The organism is Sphingopyxis sp. BSN-002, assembly GCF_022024275.1.
Taxonomy (GTDB): Bacteria; Pseudomonadota; Alphaproteobacteria; order Sphingomonadales; family Sphingomonadaceae; genus Sphingopyxis.
Window position 1 is genome coordinate 1,884,246 of record NZ_CP091804.1, and the last position, 18,530, is coordinate 1,902,775.

Genomic DNA, 18,530 nt, shown 5'->3' on the forward strand with positions numbered 1-18,530 from the left:
CAGGCGCGGCGCTTCGACAACAATGCTTGCGCTTGCGCGCGCCCGCGGCATTCTCCTGTCACATAGATGTCAACAAGGGGGGTCTGATGCGGAAAATTTCGGCAGTGCTGGCACGGAGCGGCGCGATGCTGCTCGGCAGCACCATCCTGTGCACGTCGGGTACGGCGCTCGCGCAGCAAGCCAACAGCGGCAACGACGACGATATCGTGGTGACCGCCTCGAAGCGTGAGGAAAATCTGCAGGACGTGCCGATGGCGATCAGCGCGATCGGAACCGAACGGCTCGACGAACTGCAGGTCAAGGAATTCCAGGACGTCGTCAAATTCCTGCCGTCCGTGACCATCCAGACTGCCGCTCCGGGCTTTGCCCAGGTCTATTTCCGCGGCGTGGCTTCCGGCGAGAATGCGAACCACTCGGCCTCGCTGCCGACCGTCGGCACCTATCTCGACGAAATGCCCGTGACGACGATCCAGGGCGCGCTCGACATCCACGCCTATGACCTCGCCCGCGTCGAGGCGCTCGCAGGTCCGCAGGGCACGCTTTATGGCGCAAGCTCGATGGCGGGCACGATCAAGCTGGTCACCAACCGCCCCGATACGAGCGGCACCTATGGCGAGATCGGCGCCGAGATCAACAGCGTCGCACACGGCGATTTCGGCGGCGTTGCCGAAGGCTTCGTCAACGCAGCTCTCAGCGACCGCGCCGCGCTGCGCCTCGTCGCCTGGTACCGCCATGACGGCGGCTATATCGACAATATTCCGGGCAGCCGCACCTATCCCACCAGCGGCATCACCCAGGATAATGCGGCGCTGGTCGAGAAGAATTACAACGACGCCGACACCTATGGCGCGCGCCTTGCGCTCGGGATCGAACTCGACGACGACTGGACGATCCGGCCGACGATCATGAGCCAGATCCAGAAGACGCACGGCAGCTATGCGCAGGAGCGTTCGGGTGCGGTCACCCGCTCGCTGCAAACCGTCCAGTACAATCCTGAATCGTCGACCGACAAATGGCTGCAGGCCGCACTGACGATCGAAGGCAAGATCGGCAGCTGGGACGCAACCGTCACCGGCGGCCATCTGCGCCGCAAGACCGACGTCGAAAGCGACTATTCGGACTATGCCTATTTCTATGATGCGCTCTACGGCTCGGGCGCATCCTTCTATGACAACAACGGCGACCTCGTCAGCCCGAACCAGTATATTCTGGGCATCGACCGCTACAAGAAAAGCTTCTTCGAAGCGCGTATCGCGTCGCCCGCCGACGCCCGCGTCCGCTTCATCGGTGGCGTCTTCTGGCAGCGGCAGGCGCATAATATCGAACAGCATTATGTCGTCGACGACATTGCCGATTCGATCCAGGTCCCCGGCACCGTCGACAATATCTGGCTGACCAAGCAGCTGCGTGTCGACCGCGACTACGCCGCCTTCGGCGAACTCAGCTTCGACATTACCGACAAGCTGACGCTGACAGGTGGCGGCCGCGTGTACAAGTTCGACAACAGCCTCGTCGGCTTCTTCGGCTACAACAACCCGGGCTTCAGTTCGAACCCCGTCTACGCTTGCCAAGGTCCCGCGGTGGTCGCCGGATCGCCCTGCACCAACCTCGACAAGCGCACCAAGGATACCGACTTCATCCACAAGCTGAACCTGACCTACAAGTTCACGCCGGATGCGCTCGTCTATGCGACCTGGTCGCGCGGCTATCGTCCCGGCGGCATCAATCGCCGCGGGTCGTTGCCGCCCTATGGCTCCGACACGCTCGACAATTATGAGTTCGGCTGGAAGACGAGCTGGGGACCGGTACGCTTCAACGGCGCAGTGTATCAGGAGGACTGGAACAATATCCAGCTGTCCTTCCTGGGCCTGAACGGGCTGAGCGAGATCCGCAACGCAGGCATCGCGCGCATCCGGGGCATCGAACTCGACCTCGGCTATCGCCAGAACGGCTTCTCGATCAACGCCGGCATGAGCTATAACGACGCCGAAATCCGCCGCGATTTCTGTCGCATCGCCAACGCGGCTTTCGATTGCACGACGGCCGGAAACTCGCTGCTCGCGCCGGCCGGGACGGGCCTGCCGGTAACGCCGAAGTTCAAGGGCAATGTCGTGACGCGGTATGAATTCCCGGTCGGCGATCTGGGCGGCCATGTCCAGTTCGCGGTCAATCATATCGGCAAGCGCCGCAGCGACCTGCGCACCTTCGAAAACGAACTGAAGGGCACGCTCAAATCATACACGACCGTCGATTTCAGCATCGGCGTGAAGGCGGAGAGCTGGAAGGCCGAGCTGTTCGCAACCAACCTGTTCGACAGCCGCGGCATCATCAACACGGGCGTCCAGTGCCTTGAAACCACGTGCGGCGATCCGGACGGGATCAGCAGCACGGGCGGCGTCTTTTACGATACGCCGATCAAGCCGCGCCTGATCGGGCTCAAGGTCAGCAAGGAATTCTGACCGGGTGACCGACATCGCAACCAACACCGAAAGGCCGGGCCAAAAGCTCGGCCTTTTGATGTGCATCGCACTCGGCATGGGCAATATGATCGGGTCGGGGGTGTTCCTGCTCCCGCGTACCCTTGCACCGCTCGGCTGGAACGCCATCATCGGCTGGCTGGTATCGATCGCCGGAACCCTGTGCCTCGCGGTCGTCTTCGCGCGCCTCGCCAAGCGCCTGCCCGAGGGATGCGCCGCCTTCACCTATGGCGCCGCGGCTTTCGGTCCGGGCACGGGCTTCATCGTCGCATGGAGTTACTGGATCAGTTGCTGGACCGTGGTCGCGACGCTCGCGGTTGCCGCGATCAGCAACATGTCGATCCTGATGCCCTGGCTCGCCGATGCCGGCGCCTTGCCCGCGTGGATCGCGATCGGCTGCATCTGGTTCTTCACGCTCGTCAACCTGTTCGGCGTCCGGCGCGCGGGCGGAGCGCAGCTCCTGACGCTCGGGCTCAAGCTGATCCCGGTGATCGGCGCGGTGCTCGTCGGCATCTGGGCGCTCGGTACCGGCGTCGCACCGCCCCCGACGATGGCGGGTACCGAACCGGTCAGCCTGTCGGGCGTGAGCACGGCGGCAACGCTGACGCTGTTCGCCTTGCTCGGCTTCGAAAGCGCCTGTGTCGTCAGCGACCGCGTCAAGGATCCGGAACGCACGATCCCGCGCGCGACGGTCATAGCGGCGGCAGCGGTCGGCCTCCTCTACCTTCTGTCATGCACGACGGTGACGCTGATGGTGCCGCTCGACGTGCTGGATCAGTCGAATGCCGCCTATGCAACCTTCTTCGGGCGTCTCGTCAGCCCGGCGGCCGGCGACATCGTCGCGCTTTTTGCAGCCATCGCCGCGCTCGGCGCGCTCAACGGCTTCGTTCTGCTGCAAGGCGATATTCCTCGCGATCTTGCCCACCGTCGCCTGCTTCCGCCGGCCTTCGCCCGCGACAACAAGTTCGCCTCGCCGTGGATCACCCAGCTCGTGTCGAGCGGACTCGCAAGCGTCATCGTTTACGCAAACTACTCGCGCGGCCTCGCCGACCTGTTCGCCTTCATGGTCAAGGTGACCACCTCGACGGCGATCATCCTCTATATCGTCGGCGCCGCGTCCGCGCTGGTGCTCGAACGGCAGGGGACGATCAAGGTCTCGGCCGGTTTCGCCGCCGCCACCGTCATCGGCTTCGCCTATAGCTGCTGGGCCTTCTACGGTGCGGGGGTCGAGGCGAGCCTGTGGAGCCTTGCGATGACCGCGGCGGGACTCCCCATCTATCTCGTGATGCGCCAGCGAAATCCGGCCCCGGCCTGACGCCTTGCGAAATTGCGCAAAATCGCCTATCGGCCTCAACCACCCGCCCGGACCCGGGCAGCTTGGAGACGTAAAGTGTCGGACCGCCAGATTATTCCGGGATTGAAATCCCGCGGCTTCCGCCCGCTGTCGTAGCGCGTTTTTCCTGACGCGGTGCGCCCGCTGGCGGCGCCGCGATTTCAAAATCCACCCCATAGAATTCAGCCGACAGACGCAGTGCGTCTGCGCGTCGGCCGCAGGTAGATTTATGTTGAACGACAGTCATTGGGCGCGCGCCCTCGCGCGCGCCATTGCCCTTGATCACCCGGGCAGGAGCAAGGCCGGACGCGCCCTGCTCGGCTGGGCCCGCACGCGCGCGAGCAAGTTCGGGCTGGCCGAGAAGGCGATCGACCGCACCATGCTGCTCGCGGGTACGCAGGCCGCAGGCGAAGGCATGAGCGACGACGACAGCCTCGTGAAGGCAGCCCGGCTGGCCGATGCGCTCGACCTCGCCACAGAAGAGCGTGCGCTGCTTCTACTAGCCACCGCGATGGAGCGCGGGCCGCTGACGCGCAGCCTCGCCAAGCTCGTCGAAGCCGAAGCGCTCGACATGGAAGCGCTGGCCGGAACACTCACGGGACTCGCGCCGCACGCGATCCGGACCGCCGAGGTCGTGCGGCTCGACCTGGTCGCGCGCTGGACCAGCAAGGAAGGCAAGGTCGAATTCGGCCTGTGCTGGGCGTTCGAGCGCCTGCTCGACGCCCGCCCGGGCCAGCATGAAAGTCTGATCGATGGCCTGCTCGGCCGCCGACAGGCCGCACGGCATGCGATCGAGGATTTCCCCGCGCAGCAGCGCGAGGCCGATCTGGCGATCGCACTGCTGCGCGGTGCGCTGGACGGCGGTGCGCGAGGGATCAACATCCTGATCCACGGTCCGCCGGGAACCGGGAAGACGGAGCTCGCCCGGACGCTCGCCGCAGCAGCAGGCGAACCGCTGCACGCGGTCGGCGAAGCCGACAGTGACGGCGACGAGCCGAGCCGCTTCGACCGCGTCGCCGCACTCCGGCTGGCGCTGCGCACGCTGGAAAAGCGCGGTCGGGCCCTGTTGCTGTTCGATGAGATGGAGGATCTGCTGGGCAATGCGCAAGCCGAACAGGACGGCCGCATCCGGAACCGGTCGGGGTCGAAGCTGTTCGTCAACCGTCTGCTCGAGGAAAATGTCGTCCCGGTCATCTGGACGTCCAACTCGATCGTCGATGTCGATCCCGCCATCCTGCGCCGGTTCAGCCTGTCGATCCGCATGGATTTTCCCGGCGCCGCGTATAGTCCGGCGATGCTGGAGCGGGTGAGCGCCGAAGAGGCGGTCGCGGTCGACCCCGCGTTGCAGGCGCTGGCGACACAGGCGCCCGAGGCGGCGTCGCTGTTCCGCGTTGCCGCGCGCGCGGCGGGGCTGGCCAGCGACCCGGCCAGCGCGAGCCGCTTTGCAGGATCGGTGCTCGGCGCGATGCACGGACACGACATCGAACCCCACGCACCCCGCCCCTTCGACGAGAGCCTTCTCGCCGCCGACGCCGATCTGCCGGCGCTGTTCGCGCAGATCACGCGTGCGGGAGCCCCCGCCGATTTCTCGCTGCTGCTCACCGGGCCGCCGGGGACCGGCAAGACCGAGGCAGTGCAGGCGCTGGCGCGGCGGCTGGGGCGGCCGCTCCATGTGAAGCGCGCGTCGGACCTGATTTCGAAATGGGTCGGCGAGACCGAGAAACGGATCGCCGGTGCCTTTGCCGAGGCAAAGCGGCAGGGGGCAATGCTGTTCTTCGATGAGGTCGATTCGTTGCTCGCCGACCGGCAGGGCGCGTCGGCCAGCTGGGAGGTCAGTCAGGTCAACGAACTGCTGACCTGGATGGAGGAGCACCCCCTGCCCTTTGCCGCGGCGACAAACCATGCGGCGAAGCTCGACCCCGCATCGGCGCGGCGTTTCGTCTTCAAGGTCGAGATGCGCCCGCTCGACGCAGGGCGAGCGCGGCGAGCGTTCGGGCATTTCTTCGCGCGCGAGGCCCCAGCCCTGCTCGACCGGGTCGGCGGGCTGACGCTCGGTGACTTTGCGGTCGTCGCGCGCCAGATGCGATTTCTGGAAGCGCAGGACGATGCGATGCTGGTCGAACGGCTACGGCGCGAGCAGACGGCGCGTCCGGCCATGCCACAGCCGCTCGGTTTCGGGTCAGCGCCAGCGCGGTGCGAATAGGCCGCGATCGCGCAGGATCACCTGCGCAGCATTGTGTCCCGGAGCGCCGGTCACGCCGCCGCCCGGATGCGTGCCCGCGCCGCAGATATAGAGGCCTTTCACCGCACCGCGATAACCCCCGTTGCCGAGCACGGGGCGCGCGGCCCACAGCTGGTCGAGGCTCATGTTGCCGTGCATGATGTCACCGCCGACGAGGCCAAACTTGCGTTCGAGGCCCTTGGGCGACAAGCGCGTCTGGCCGACGATGCTCGCGCGGAAGCCGGGGGCGTGCCTTTCGACCGTGTCGAGGATCGCATCGGCGGCTGCCTCTTCCTCATCGTCCCAGTCGCGACCGTTCGGCAGTTCGGGCGCGAATTGCTGGCAGAAGAGACTCGCGACGTGGCAACCCTCGGGCGCGAGGCTGTCGTCGACGGTCGAGGGGATCAGCATCTCGACGATCGGGGCCTTTGACCAGCCGTGCTGCTTCGCATCGAGGAAGGCGCGGTCCATATAGTCGAGCGTCGGGGCAAGAATGATCCCCGACTGGTGATGCTCGCCGGGTTCGGGCAGGCAGGTAAACTTCGGCAGTTCGCTGAGCGCGACGTTCATGCGGAAGGTTCCGCTGCCCGCCTTGAAGCCCTTGATCCGGCGCTCGAAGCCCTCAGGCAGGTCGCTCGCATCCATCATCCGCTCATAGAGCAGCTTCGGTCCGACATTGGCGATCACACGCGCCGCCGCAATCTCTTCCCCGCCGGCGAGTTTGACGCCGACCGCCTTGCCGCCGTCGACGAGAACTTTCTCGACCGGACTTTCGAGGCTGATCTCGACGCCCATGTCGCGGCAGACCTTCGCCATGATCTCGGTGATCTTGCCCATGCCTCCAACGCTGTGGCCCCACGCGCCCTTCTTGCCGTTTACCTCGCCGAAGACGTGGTGGAGCAGGACGTAAGCGCTGCCCGGCGTGTCGGGGCTGGCATAATTGCCGACGACCGCGTCGAAACCGAAGGCCGCCTTGACCGCCTCGCTCTCGAACCAGCTGTCGAGCATCGTGCGCGCCGATTTGGTGAAGAGGTCGAGCACGTCGCGCTGCTGTTCGAGGCTGAGGGTGGCGAAACGGCGCCCCTGCCGCGCGCCGTCGAGCAAGGTGCGCATCCCCTCGCCCACGTTCGGCGGGACGCGGAGCGCGAGGTCGCGGAGCAGTTCGGCGACATTTTCGAGCGCATCATAATAGTGCGGCAGCACGTCGGCGTCGTGGTTCGAGAATTTGCGGAACTCGGCCTGCGTGCGTTCGAGCCCGCCGCCGAGCTTCAGATAGCCGCCATCTTCCTGCGGCAGGAAATTGCTGATCGGCCGCTCGATGACGCGATAGCCATGATCGGCGAGCTTCATGTCGGCGATCACCTTGGGCTGGAGCAGGCTGACGGTATAGCTCGCGACCGAATTGCGGAACCCCGGCGCGAATTCTTCGGTCACCGCGGCACCGCCGACGACGTCGCGCGCCTCGACGATGCGAACCTTCAGCCCCGCCTTGGCGAGATAGAAGGCGCAGACGAGGCCGTTGTGGCCGGCGCCGATAATCAGGGCGTCATAGGCTTTGGTCATGAAAACTCTTTCGCAAGCGGGGACTGGACATGTTGGCGGCCGAAGCCGAGGCCGAGAACACGGCCGGGAATGCGGCGTAGCAGCGGGATGGCATCGAGCAGGCGCACCGCGAAGGGAACCCGCGTGATCTCGCCGCGCAGCATCGGTTCGATGACACGCCGGTGCGCGAAACGCTGGATCGCCTGCATCCGCGTGGTCGGGGTCCAGCGGCGCTCCTGCACCTTCTCGAGCAGCGGGTCGGGATCGGCGCCCGCCGCGAGCGGGGCGGCGAGAATGTTCGCGGCCGCGACCGCATCCTGCACCGCGAGGTTGATGCCGACACCGCCGACGGGCGACATCGCATGTGCCGCATCGCCGATCGCAAGCAGCCCGGGGCGTGACCAGCGGGTGAGCCGGTCGAGCGCGACCGAAAGCAACTTCACATCGTCAAAGCTTTTGATCGCGTCGATCCCGGCGGCGAGGCCGGGCGCAATTTCGACGATCTTGTTCCGAAAGGCCGCGATCCCCTGCGCCTCGATCGGCGCAAAGCCGCCCTTTTCGATGATCTGCGCGCATTGCCAATAATCGCCGCGCGGGATCGCGACGACCATCCCGCCCTTGTCGATCGTGCCGAGCGCGACTTCGGACATGTCCATGCCTGCGGGCACGGGCACGCGGAACCAGAGCACATCCATCGGCGCGCCGAGCTCTTCGAGCGGCAGCTCGGCGGCATCGCGCAGCACCGAACGGCGGCCGTCGGCGGCGATGACGAGCCGCGCTGGAAAGGCCTCTCCGCTCGCAAGCGTCACGCCGCTCACACGGCTGGCATCGTCATAGGTAAGCCCGGTTGCCTCGGTCGACATGCGCAGGCCGAAGGTCGGATAGCGCTTGCCCTGCCCCGCGATGAAATCGAGCAGATCCCATTGCGGCATCATCGCCACGAAGCGCGCCGCGACGGGCAGATGCTTCATCGTCGCGATCGTGAACTGTTCGCCCATCAGATTGAGCGTCATCGTGTCGATCGCCGCGTGCGGCTCTTTCAGCAGCTCTTCGAGCAGACCGATTTCGTTGAACAGTTCGAGCGTCGAGGGATGCACCGTGTCGCCGCGGAAATCGCGGAGGAAGTCGGCGTGCTTTTCGAGCACCGTCACGCGCACCCCGGCGCGCGCGAGGAGCAGCCCCGCGACCATCCCGGCGGGCCCGCCGCCGACGATCACCACGGGCGCATCGGCGCTCAACGGCGGCTCCAGCCTGCGGCGGGCGCCTGCTCGAGCCGCGCTTCGGGAATGATGTCGCGCATCCGCGAGCAGAAATGCTTGAGGCAGACTTCCTTGTCGCTGAGCGGCCCCATGGTGAAGCTTTTCGACTGCATCCCCTGCTGGACGCGCGTGATCAGCTCGGTATCCTCGGCATTGACTTGGCGATTGATGCGCCAGTTGAGGTAGCGCGCGGCCTTCATCTCCCGGCGCTCATCGGGAAGCACATAGCTGATTTCGCGGATCAAGCACGTCGTCGGGCCGGTCGGTAGCCATTGCATGAAGTCGACCTGATCGGGATAGATGTCGAAGGCGACATTCGGCCACAGCTTGAAATAGAGCCAGTGGCGTTGACGGTCTTCGGGCAGGTGCGGCACCGGCGGCAGCAGCCGCTGGTACATGCGTTCGGACCAGTTGACCGAAGGCCGGTCGATCAGGTCGCCCCACATGCGGTCGACGCGTTCCTCGGCCTCGACGCCATAGCTTTTGCCGAACAGGCGCGTCAGCCCGGGATGCGCGACAGGGATGTGGAGGCCGTCCGAATAATTGTCGCCGACATTCTTCCAGTTCACCTCGCGCGGGCGCAGCGTGACGCGGCCGAGCGCGCCGAGTTCCTCGAAGCGGTACGGCGCGACCATCGCCTCATAGGGCGCCATCATCGACGCGACCGACGGGCCGCCGTCATCGTCGAGCCGCACGAACCAGAAGCCGCGCCATTGCTCAAGGCCGACGGGCACCAGCCCCGCCCTGCCCTTGTTTAGCGTCGGATAGCTCGCGCTGTCGGGCACGCCGGTCAGCCGGCCGTCGAGTTCATAGGTCCACGCGTGATAGGGGCAGACGAGCTTCTTCGCGCAGCCGACGGCGCCATCGACAAGGCGCGAGCCGCGATGACGGCAGACATTGGTAAAGGCGCGCACATGGCGGTCGGTGCCGCGCACCAGAATCACGCTCTCGCCGCAATAGTCGATGCTGTGCCAGTCCCCGACGTTCGGGATGTCGCTGTCGTGGCAGACGACCTGCCAGCTCGGACGGAAGATGCGCTCCATTTCGGCGGCGTAGAAGTCGGGGTCGCTATACGTCCACGCGGGGAGCGACCAGCCGTCGAGCAGGTCGATGTTGTCGAAAGTGTCGCGCAGCGTTGCCATGAGTCGATCCTTGTTGTACATATGTATAACAAGATGACCATCGCTCGCCAAGCCTTTACGCGCGAAAGCGCCGATGCCCGCCGGACGGGCCTGATCGAGGCGACCGCGGCGGTGCTCGCCGAAGCGGGGCTGGCGGGAACGAACGTCCGCGCGATCTGCGCGAAGGCGGGGGTGTCGCCGGGATTGCTGCGCCATTATTTCGACGGCATCGACGATCTCGTCGCCGCGACGTACGAAGCGACGAGCGACCGGATGGACGCAATTTTCGCGGCGGCCGTCGACGGCGCGGGCGACGATCCGCGCGCTCGGCTGACCGCCTATCTCACCGCAAGCTTCCGCGCGCCGGTCACCGATCCCGAGCTGCTCGGTGCGTGGACCGCCTTCTGGGCGCTCGCGCGGAGCGACGCGCGGATGGCCGCGATCCACGCGGAAAGTTACGCCGGCTATCGCGAGCGGCTGGGCGAACTGCTCGCCGCCTGCGGTGCATACGGCGCCGACCGGCTGGCGATCATGCTGACCGCGATGGTCGACGGGCTATGGCTGGAACTGTCGCTCGACGCCGCGAGCTTCGGCGCCGACGCGGCAGTCCAGATGGTCGAACGCGCGGTTGCGGCGCTGCTTCCTGCCTAAAGCGGGCGATGCTCGGTGGTATCGCCCGGGGGCAGGAAAAGCAGTTCGCCGGGAACATTGATGACCATGCGGTGCCAGACGCCGCGCGGAACAAGCGCACCCTGTCCGGGCGTCAGCGAGATCGTCCGTTCGGCGCCGTCCTCGTCGAGGACGATGTCGAACTGGCCAGAAATGAGCGTCAGCACCTCGTCGCCGTCGGGGGGCATTTCCCACCCCGTGCTCTTTTGCATCGCGATCCCGCCGATATAGATGCCGCGATAGAGGCCAAAGCTGCGGAACAGCGGTTGCGCCGGCAGGCCCTTGCGGCGCAACAAGGCGCGGCCCAAGCCTGTCGCGGCGGTGACGACGCGAACCGCAGCGCGGCGCAGGACAACAGACATAGCGACTCTCCCCGCACCCAGCCTATCAAATGAGAATGATTCTCAAAAGGGGCTGGATGCGGGAGAGGCCGCCTATTTCGACAGATCGCGCAGCAGGCTGTCCCAATGCGCGAGCGCCGGGGCGATCGCGTCGACGGGGACGCGTTCGTTGAGGCCGTGGGCATAGCTGTCGCTGGCTTTCGAGAAGAGGCCCGCGACGCCGTAACTCGGCACGCCCTGAATGCGGAAATGATAGCTGTCGGTCGCGCCCGCGCTCATCGACGGAATGATCGGCAGGCCCGGCGCGCGGGCGTGGACGGCCTTCGCCACCGCCGCCATCACGTCGGGACGCAGCGGCGAGGCGTCGCTGGCGCTCGCGTCGGGATCGGGGTTCACCTTCACGCCCGGATCGCCGATGACTTTCACGAGCTCGGCGCGCACGGTCTCGACCGGCACACCGGGGAAGATGCGGCAGTTGATGTTCGCGGTCGCCCGCTGGGGCAGCGCATTTTCGGCATGACCGCCCTTCACCAGCGTCGGGACGCAGGTGGTGCCGATCTGGCCGACATATTCGGGGTCGGCGCGGATCGCGGCGATCGCCTTGGCGTCGGTCGGGTCGGCGGCAAAAGCCTTCAGCGCCGCGCCGATGTCGCCGCCGACCTGATCGGCGACGATCGGCATGCCGACCTTGGTCAGCTCGTTCTGCTGCGGCGTAAAGCGATACGCGCCGATCTTCGCGAGCGCTTCGGACAGCTCGGCGATCGCATTGACCGCGCCGGGGCGCGAGCTGTGGCCGCCGGGATTGGTCACCTCCAGCGTGAAGTCGGCATAGGTCTTCTCACCCGCCTGCAACCCGTAATATTTGGGCTTGCCGTCCTCGCCGATCAGACCGCCGCCGCCGTCGCCGTTCAGCGCGAACTCGGCGCCCTTATATTTGGCCGCGAGCGCCCGCGTCGTGGTCATCGAGGTTTCCTCGTCGCCCGAAAGCAGGAGGATGATCGAGCGCTTCGGCTTGAAACCGTCCTTCTTGAGCTGCGCCATGGTGGCGACCATCATCGAGACGTCGAACTTGTTGTCCTCCGACCCGCGGCCGAAGATATAGCCATTCTCCTCGACCGGCACGAAGGGATCGCGCGTCCAGTCCTTCGGATCGGCCTCGACGACATCCATATGACCGAGCAGCACGATCGGCTTTTGCTTGGTCGTGCCCTGCAGCGTCGCGGTAAAGGTCGCGGTCTCGCCCATCGGGGTAATTTCGATATCGGCGTCGCTATAGCCCGCCTCCTTCAGCACGCTCGCATAATAGGCGGCGAGCTCGGGAACCTTGCCACGGCCCATCACGGTCGGGATCGCGATGCTGTCCTTCAGGATCTTCTTCGCCGCGTCGGTGTCGGCGGGCTTCGCGTGGACGGGCGCGGCGGCCAGCATGGCGGCGGAAACAAGCAAGGCGGAAGCAAAACGCATATCGTCGACCCCTTTGAATATTCTGGTTTCAATGCTTTCGGGCCGATCTGGTCCACGCCCTGTCCAGCGTTGCCATGCTGGCCGAAGAATGGCCCTTCGACAATCCCGGGATGAAGGGAATTTTACGCCGCTGCCCGTTTTGCCTTCGGCGCGGGGGTCTTCGGCTTGTAGCGGCAGAGGTCGTCGACCGGGCAGCGCCAGCATTCGGGCGTGCGCGCCTTGCAGATATAGCGGCCATGGAGGATCAGCCAGTGATGCGCGCCGACGCGGAAGGGGCCCGGCGTTTCCTTGTCGAGTTTCTTCTCGACCGCGAGCACCGTCTTGCCGGGCGCGAGGCCGGTGCGGTTGCCGACGCGGAAGATGTGCGTGTCGACCGCGAAGGTCTCCGCCCCGAAGGCGCAGTTCATCACGACATTGGCGGTCTTGCGCCCGACCCCCGGCAACTCGACGAGCGTGTCGCGGTCGGCGGGCACCTCGCCGCCGAAATCGCGGACGAGGATTTCGCTGAGCGCGATGACATTCTTCGCCTTGGCGTTGAAAAGCCCGATCGTCTTGATGTGCTGCTTGAGGCCGTCCTCGCCGAGGTCGACCATTTGCTGAGGCGTCTTCACATCCTGAAACAGCCGCCGCGTCGCCTTGTTCACCCCGACATCGGTCGCCTGCGCCGAGAGCACGACGGCAACGAGCAATTGGTAAGTGTTGCCGAATTCAAGCTCGGTCTCGGGGCTGGGATTGAGCTCGGCGAGACGGCGGTAGAACTCGAAGATGTCGGCTTTCTTCATTCGGGCGCGGGCGTTTCAGCCGGCGGGTGCGCCGCCTTCCACTCCATCGCGGCGCGCACGCGGCGTTCGACCGAGGGATGCGAATAGAAGACGAACTCCTCGACCGCGTTCGGGCGCGGGCTGCGGTATTCGGCGGTCTTGACCAGTGCGGTGGAGAGCGCGTCGGGCAGATTCACCGTCTTCAGCGAATAGGCGTCGGCCGCGCTCTCGTCGGTGCGCGACAGCGTGTTCAGAACCGGCTGCGCAAGGAAGGTGAAAAGCGAGAGCAGGAACATCATCACCGGGAAACCACGCGGATCGCCGACCCCCGCATCGCTGCCGAATGCGCGGGCGATGGGCCCGAAGAGCCGGTCGGCAAGGAAGAAGAGCAGGATCGCAAGCAGCGAAAAGGTAACGACGATGATCCAGACATGGCCGAGGACATAGTGGCCGATCTCGTGCCCGGTCACCGCTTTCACCTCGTCGAGCGAGGCGCCCTTCAGCGCGACGTCCGAAATCGCGATACGCGCCGAATGGCCGATGCCCGAGACATTGGCGGTGAAATTGTTCGACTGGCGCGAGCCGTCATACATGAAGATGCGATCGGGCTCGATCCCCGCTTCCTTCGCCTGGACCACGAGCGCATCGCGCACCGGTCCGGCAGGCACGGGCTTATACTCGTTGAACAGCGGTTCGACGAGGATCGGCGAGAGCAGAAGAACGGCCGAAATCGCGAAAGCGGCAAGCCCGCCCGACCAGATCCACCAGCGCTTTCCGGCGCGCCGGATCAGCGCATAGATGCCGAGGAAGAAGAGCCCGCCGAAAATGGCGGCAATGACTGTCGACATCGCCGATTGTCCGAGCCAGTCGCCAAGCGGCTGGCTGGTGCGGCCGTACGCCGCCTCGCGCCACCAGCCGGTGTAAAGATCCCATGGCAGCGTGACGATCGCCGAAAGCAGGAGGAATATGGCGCAGAGCAGGAAGGTGCGAACCGCCCAGCCGCGCTTCGCGAGCTTCGCCTCGAGCCGGTCGAGGATACGCAGGCGGACGAAGATCAGGGTCACGAGCCCCGCGACGACGACGCCCCAGAGGCTCAGCCATTCGCTGCCGACGGTGTAGGAAGCGGCCTTTTCGAGCGCTTCGGGGCCGAGCCCGTCGATATAGGCTTTGGTCGCGGCGGCGGGGTCGAAACTCATGGCAGTCCTCCAGCTGTATTGTATTTATAATACACAGGGAGAGCGTGCAGGCAAGCGGGCATCAGAGCCCCAGCACCTGCGGCATCGTATAGCGGCCGGGCTTCTGCCCGATCAGCCAGAGCGCCGCGCGGACGGCGCCGCGTGCGAAGATCATGCGGTTCTCGGCGCGGTGCGACAGCGTGATCATCTCCTCGGGTCCGGCGAAGATCACGTCGTGATCGCCCGCGACGGTTCCGCCGCGCAGGCTGGCGAACCCGATCTTGCCGTGCCCGCGCGCGCCGGTCAGGCCGTCGCGGCCGCGTTCGGAGCTGGTCCCGAGATCGATGCCGCGCCCCGCGGCGGCGGCCTGTCCGAGGAGCAGCGCCGTACCGCTCGGCGCGTCGACCTTGCGATTATGATGCATCTCCAGAATCTCGATATCCCATTCGGGGTCGAGCCGCGACGCGGCCTCACGCACCAGATGCGCCAACAAGGTGACGCCGAGCGAGGTGTTGCCGGTCTGGAGTACTGCGATGTCCTGCGCGGCATCGTCGATCAGATAATGGTGGCGTTCCTCGAGCCCGGTGGTGCCGATGACGATGGGGGTCTTGGCCGCGACGCAGGCGTCGAGCGTCGCCTCGAGCGCGGCGGGCGAGGAGAAATCGACCAGCACGTCGGCGTCGGACGCGAGGCGCACGACATTGCCGCCCTTGTCGACGCCGCAACCCTGCTGGCCCGCCTCGGAAATCGCCGCGGCAAGCGCGACGCCCATCCGCCCTTCGCTGCCGATAATGCCGATGCTGGTCATGACGCGTCCCCTTATCCGGTTTCCCCCTTAGCCGTTCGTGTCGAGCGAAGTCGAGACACCCCGCACAGTCGCGCAACGTCGATGGGCATCTCGACTTCGCTCGATGCGAACGGTTAGAGAGGATGCATGAGCGACATCCGGAATATCGTGATCCTGACCGGCGCCGGGGTTTCGGCCGAGAGCGGCATCGACACCTTTCGCGATGGCGGCGGCCTCTGGGAACAGCACCGCGTCGAGGATGTCGCGACGCCCGAAGCCTTTGCCCGCGATCCCGACCTTGTCCTCCGCTTCTACGACATGCGGCGCGAGGCGATCCAGACCAGGGAGCCCAATGCGGCGCATGTTGCGCTGGCACGGCTCGATGCCGAATGGCGCGGCGAATTGCTGATCGTGACGCAGAACGTCGACGACCTCCACGAACGCGCGGGGGCGACGCGGCTGATCCATATGCATGGCGAGCATCTGAACGCGTGGTGCACCGTGTGCGACGCGCGGATGCCGTGGACCGGCCCCCTGCTCGACCGCCCCGCTTGCCCGGGCTGCGGCGCGGCGGGGTCGCTGCGCCCCGACATCGTCTGGTTCGGCGAGATGCCGTACCGGATGGAGGATATCTATTACGCGCTGAACCGCGCCGACCTGTTCGTGTCGATCGGCACCTCGGGCGCGGTCTATCCCGCCGCAGGCTTCGTTCGCGAGGCGCGCGCGTCGGGAGCGCGGACGCTCGAGCTCAATATGGAGCCGAGCCAGGGCAGCTACTGGTTCGACGAGGCGCGCCACGGGCCGGCGACCGAATTGGTGCCGGCGTGGGTCGACGAGATGCTGGGTTAGCGCCGCGCCGCGAAGAAATCGCGGAGCAGCTTCGCCGCCTCGCCCGAACCGATCCCGTCGTAAATCTCCGGCCGGTGGTGGATCGTCGGCTGCGCGAAGATACGCGGGCCGTGGACGACCGCCCCGCCCTTCGGGTCGTCGGCGCCATAATAGAGGCGTGCGATCCGGGCGTGTGCGATCGCGCCGGCGCACATCGCGCAGGGTTCGAGCGTCACATAGAGGTCGCAGGCGTCGAGGCGTTCGTTGCCGAGCTTCGCCGCCGCGGCGCGAATCGCGACGATTTCGGCATGCGCGGTCGGATCGTGCGATTCGCGCGGGCGGTTGTAGCCCTCGGCGATAATCGCACCGTCCTTGACGATCACCGCGCCGACGGGCACTTCGCCCCATTCGGCGGCGATACGCGCCAGATCGAGCGCGCGGCGCATCGGTTCGGGAAGAGGGAAACTGGCCATTTCTCCCCGCTAATCGCTTGACGAATCTCCGGCAAGCCGATAAGCGCGCGCCTTTCCCGGCCCATCCGGTCCTTTCGGTGCCTTACGGCCCACCCCGGACGCCGCCCATTGATTCGAGGAAGAAGACCATGTCGCGCATTTGCGAACTGACCGGTAAGGGCCGCCAGGTTGGCCACAATGTCAGCCACGCCAACAACAAGACCAAGCGCACCTTTCTGCCCAACCTGCAGAATGTGACGCTGCTGTCGGACGCGCTCGGCAAGGGCGTCAAGCTGCGCGTTTCGACCCACGGCCTGCGCACGGTCGAGCATAATGGCGGCCTCGACAACTGGCTGCTGAAGGCCGGCGACGACCAGCTGTCGGCTGGCGCGCGCAAGGTGAAGAAGGAAGTCGCGAAGAAGCTGGCCGAAAAGACCGCCTGAGCTTCCCGAGCCTTTCGAATCGCAGGAGGCCGCCGGGTTACCGAGCGGCCTTTTTGCTGTCCGGCAGATCGACCAGTTCGAATTCGACAAGCAGGCTGCGCTGCCAGCTGTTGAAATTATCGTCCGAGGCGAGCCAGAGGAAGGTGCGACCGCCGCGCACCTCGACCGCCGCGCCTTCGTAATTCTCGGCGAGCGGAACGGGAACGCGGCCGATCGGGCGCGAACGGATCGCGGCGCCGGGACGAATATCGGCGGGGTCGGCGATCGCAAGCGTGGTGGTGAAGACGGGGTTCAGGCCGAGCTTGCGGTGGACGAGCAGGATGCGTCCGTCGGGAAGCGCAGCCGCGTCGCTGACCAGTCCCTTGCCTTGCGAATCATAAAAGAAGCGCACCGCCTTTGTGCCCGGCACCGCCGGATCGCCCGCGAACAGCCATGCCGCACGGCCGCGCGGATCGTCGTCGGCGTCCTCGGAAAGGATCAGCGTCCGTCCGTCGGCGAGCCGCACCATCGCCTCGGGCCCGCGATTCGCCGGCCAATAGGGTTTCGGCAGCTTCGCGCGCGATTCGATATGCGTGAGCTTCGCGTCGATCCGCCAGACCTCGTTCAGCCCCTCAAGCGCGACCCATATCTTTCCGCTCGCCGGATCGAAGGCCATCGCCTCGAAATCGCTCTGCGACTTGCGGCGCGCCTTGCCGCTGGGTGACGGGAGCAGCGCGATGCGCGCATCCTCGACCCGCCCGTCCAGATGCAGGGTCAGCTGCGCGCCATAGCCCCCGTCGCCGACGAGCCGGAAGCGATCGGGACCGGTGATCGCAAGCGCCGAAAAGCCGCCGAAGATGCGGTTGGGGCTTGTCAGCCGCCAGCCGCGGACAAAGCGGAGCGTGCCCTCCTGCCCGGCCGGATAGGCGAGCGCGCGTGCGACGATCAGCTGCGAGCTCTTGTCGATCCTCGGCAGGCGCTGGTCGGTCCAGGGGGCGGGGCCGATCGCGAGGAAAATCAGGGCAGCGGGGAGATAGCGGCGCATCGGCGCGGCGATAGGGCGGCGGGGCGTGTCTCCGCAAGCAGGAAGCGCACCGAAGCTGAACGCCAGCCAACAGCGATGTTCAGGCTCGGCTCAAAGCGAATCATCCATAAGGGCTTCATCGACCCACCCACGCCCCCACGGGCAGAACGACGAACAAGGAGAAAGATTATGAAAAAGATGGTGACTCTCTCGCTCGCCGCCCTGATGTCCACCGCGACGCTGGGCGTGGCAGCTCCCGCCGCGGCGCAGCCGGGCTATTACAACGGCGGATACGACACGAGCTATGTCCGCTACGACCGCAACGACCGTCGCTATGACAATCGTTACGACCGCTACGACCGCCGCGATTACCGGAACGATCGTCGCAACTATCGCAACGACCGTCGCAACTATCGCCAGTGCGACAACGGCACCGGCGGCACCGTGATCGGCGCGATCGCGGGCGGCCTTGCGGGCCATGAAATCGCGGGTCGCGGCGACCGCACGGTCGGCACGATCATCGGCGGCGCCGTCGGCGCCATCGCGGGCCGCGCAATCGACAAGGGTAATGACGGCTGCCGCTAAGGCCAGACCCGAACCCCAATAAAGTCTCTTCCCTCCTTCGCCCCCGTCCGGCCCTGCCGGGCGGGGCTT

General features: G+C 66.0%; 17 protein-coding genes. 7 read left to right on the forward strand and 10 right to left on the reverse strand.

Features of this window, described 5'->3' with window-relative positions:
- The first annotated feature begins 86 nt into the window (after nt 1–86).
- From L7H23_RS09305 to L7H23_RS09315, 3 genes are all read left to right on the forward strand, one after another.
- A complete protein-coding gene (locus L7H23_RS09305; protein WP_237835609.1) occupies nt 87–2,459 on the forward strand; it encodes a TonB-dependent receptor in 2,373 nt (790 codons plus the stop codon).
- A 4-nt stretch (nt 2,460–2,463) separates the two neighbouring features.
- Entirely contained in the window at nt 2,464–3,792 is a 1,329-nt protein-coding gene (locus L7H23_RS09310; RefSeq protein ID WP_237835610.1) for an amino acid permease, read from the forward strand.
- A 247-nt stretch (nt 3,793–4,039) separates the two neighbouring features.
- On the forward strand, nt 4,040–6,013 hold the full coding sequence (locus L7H23_RS09315; RefSeq protein ID WP_237835611.1) for an ATP-binding protein: 1,974 nt from the start codon (nt 4,040–4,042) through the stop codon (nt 6,011–6,013).
- On the opposite strand, the gene L7H23_RS09320 is transcribed toward L7H23_RS09315, so the two are convergent.
- The 3 genes from L7H23_RS09320 to L7H23_RS09330 are packed head-to-tail and all read right to left on the reverse strand — an operon-like array spanning nt 5,990 to nt 9,974.
- Nucleotides 5,990–7,594: an NAD(P)/FAD-dependent oxidoreductase gene (locus L7H23_RS09320; protein WP_237835612.1), complete on the reverse strand. Its 1,605-nt coding sequence runs from the start codon at nt 7,592–7,594 to the stop codon at nt 5,990–5,992. The genes L7H23_RS09315 and L7H23_RS09320 overlap by 24 nt on opposite strands.
- Nucleotides 7,591–8,811, reverse strand: coding sequence for an FAD-dependent oxidoreductase (locus tag L7H23_RS09325; protein WP_237835613.1), 1,221 nt, complete (start codon nt 8,809–8,811; stop codon nt 7,591–7,593). Before L7H23_RS09325 ends, L7H23_RS09320 begins: the two co-directional genes overlap by 4 nt.
- Nucleotides 8,808–9,974, reverse strand: a complete 1,167-nt coding sequence (locus L7H23_RS09330) for an aromatic ring-hydroxylating dioxygenase subunit alpha (RefSeq protein ID WP_237835614.1) — start codon at nt 9,972–9,974, stop codon at nt 8,808–8,810. The genes L7H23_RS09325 and L7H23_RS09330 overlap by 4 nt, the downstream gene beginning before the upstream one ends.
- A 33-nt stretch (nt 9,975–10,007) precedes the next feature.
- On the opposite strand from L7H23_RS09330, the gene L7H23_RS09335 reads away from it, so the two are divergent.
- Complete coding sequence (locus tag L7H23_RS09335; RefSeq protein ID WP_237835615.1) at nt 10,008–10,604, forward strand: TetR family transcriptional regulator C-terminal domain-containing protein; 597 nt, start codon at nt 10,008–10,010, stop codon at nt 10,602–10,604.
- Here the strand turns inward: L7H23_RS09335 and L7H23_RS09340 are convergent.
- The 5 genes from L7H23_RS09340 to dapB form a co-directional block, all read right to left on the reverse strand.
- Nucleotides 10,601–10,984 carry a hypothetical protein gene (locus L7H23_RS09340; protein ID WP_237835616.1) on the reverse strand — a complete coding sequence of 128 codons (384 nt, stop codon included), beginning with the start codon at nt 10,982–10,984 and terminating at the stop codon, nt 10,601–10,603. The two genes, L7H23_RS09335 and L7H23_RS09340, sit on opposite strands and share 4 nt — an antisense overlap.
- 72 nt (nt 10,985–11,056) lie before the next feature.
- Nucleotides 11,057–12,427, reverse strand: coding sequence for a M20/M25/M40 family metallo-hydrolase (locus L7H23_RS09345; protein WP_237835617.1), 1,371 nt, complete (start codon nt 12,425–12,427; stop codon nt 11,057–11,059).
- A 122-nt stretch (nt 12,428–12,549) separates the two neighbouring features.
- Nucleotides 12,550–13,209: an endonuclease III gene (gene nth, locus L7H23_RS09350; RefSeq protein WP_237835618.1), complete on the reverse strand. Its 660-nt coding sequence runs from the start codon at nt 13,207–13,209 to the stop codon at nt 12,550–12,552.
- Complete coding sequence (locus L7H23_RS09355; RefSeq protein ID WP_237835619.1) at nt 13,206–14,384, reverse strand: M48 family metallopeptidase; 1,179 nt, start codon at nt 14,382–14,384, stop codon at nt 13,206–13,208. The genes nth and L7H23_RS09355 overlap by 4 nt, the downstream gene beginning before the upstream one ends.
- Before the next feature lie 61 nt (nt 14,385–14,445).
- The gene (gene dapB, locus L7H23_RS09360) at nt 14,446–15,171 is read right to left on the reverse strand and encodes a 4-hydroxy-tetrahydrodipicolinate reductase (protein WP_237835620.1); all 726 of its coding nucleotides are present in this window, start codon (nt 15,169–15,171) and stop codon (nt 14,446–14,448) included.
- Nucleotides 15,172–15,297: 126 nt separating this feature from the next.
- Between dapB and L7H23_RS09365 the strand changes: the two genes are divergently transcribed.
- Entirely contained in the window at nt 15,298–15,999 is a 702-nt protein-coding gene (locus tag L7H23_RS09365; protein WP_237835621.1) for an NAD-dependent deacylase, read from the forward strand.
- Here L7H23_RS09365 and tadA read toward each other — a convergent pair.
- Entirely contained in the window at nt 15,996–16,451 is a 456-nt protein-coding gene (gene tadA / locus L7H23_RS09370; protein WP_237835622.1) for a tRNA adenosine(34) deaminase TadA, read from the reverse strand. The two genes, L7H23_RS09365 and tadA, sit on opposite strands and share 4 nt — an antisense overlap.
- Nucleotides 16,452–16,579: 128 nt before the next feature.
- On the opposite strand from tadA, the gene rpmB reads away from it, so the two are divergent.
- A complete protein-coding gene (rpmB, locus tag L7H23_RS09375; RefSeq protein ID WP_237835623.1) occupies nt 16,580–16,873 on the forward strand; it encodes a 50S ribosomal protein L28 in 294 nt (97 codons plus the stop codon).
- Nucleotides 16,874–16,910: 37 nt separating this feature from the next.
- On the opposite strand, the gene L7H23_RS09380 is transcribed toward rpmB, so the two are convergent.
- Nucleotides 16,911–17,897 (reverse strand): esterase-like activity of phytase family protein, encoded by a 987-nt coding sequence (locus L7H23_RS09380; RefSeq protein WP_237835624.1) that lies wholly within the window; start codon nt 17,895–17,897, stop codon nt 16,911–16,913.
- Nucleotides 17,898–18,065: 168 nt separating this feature from the next.
- On the opposite strand from L7H23_RS09380, the gene L7H23_RS09385 reads away from it, so the two are divergent.
- Complete coding sequence (locus L7H23_RS09385) at nt 18,066–18,461, forward strand: glycine zipper 2TM domain-containing protein (RefSeq protein WP_237835625.1); 396 nt, start codon at nt 18,066–18,068, stop codon at nt 18,459–18,461.
- Nucleotides 18,462–18,530: the final 69 nt, after the last annotated feature.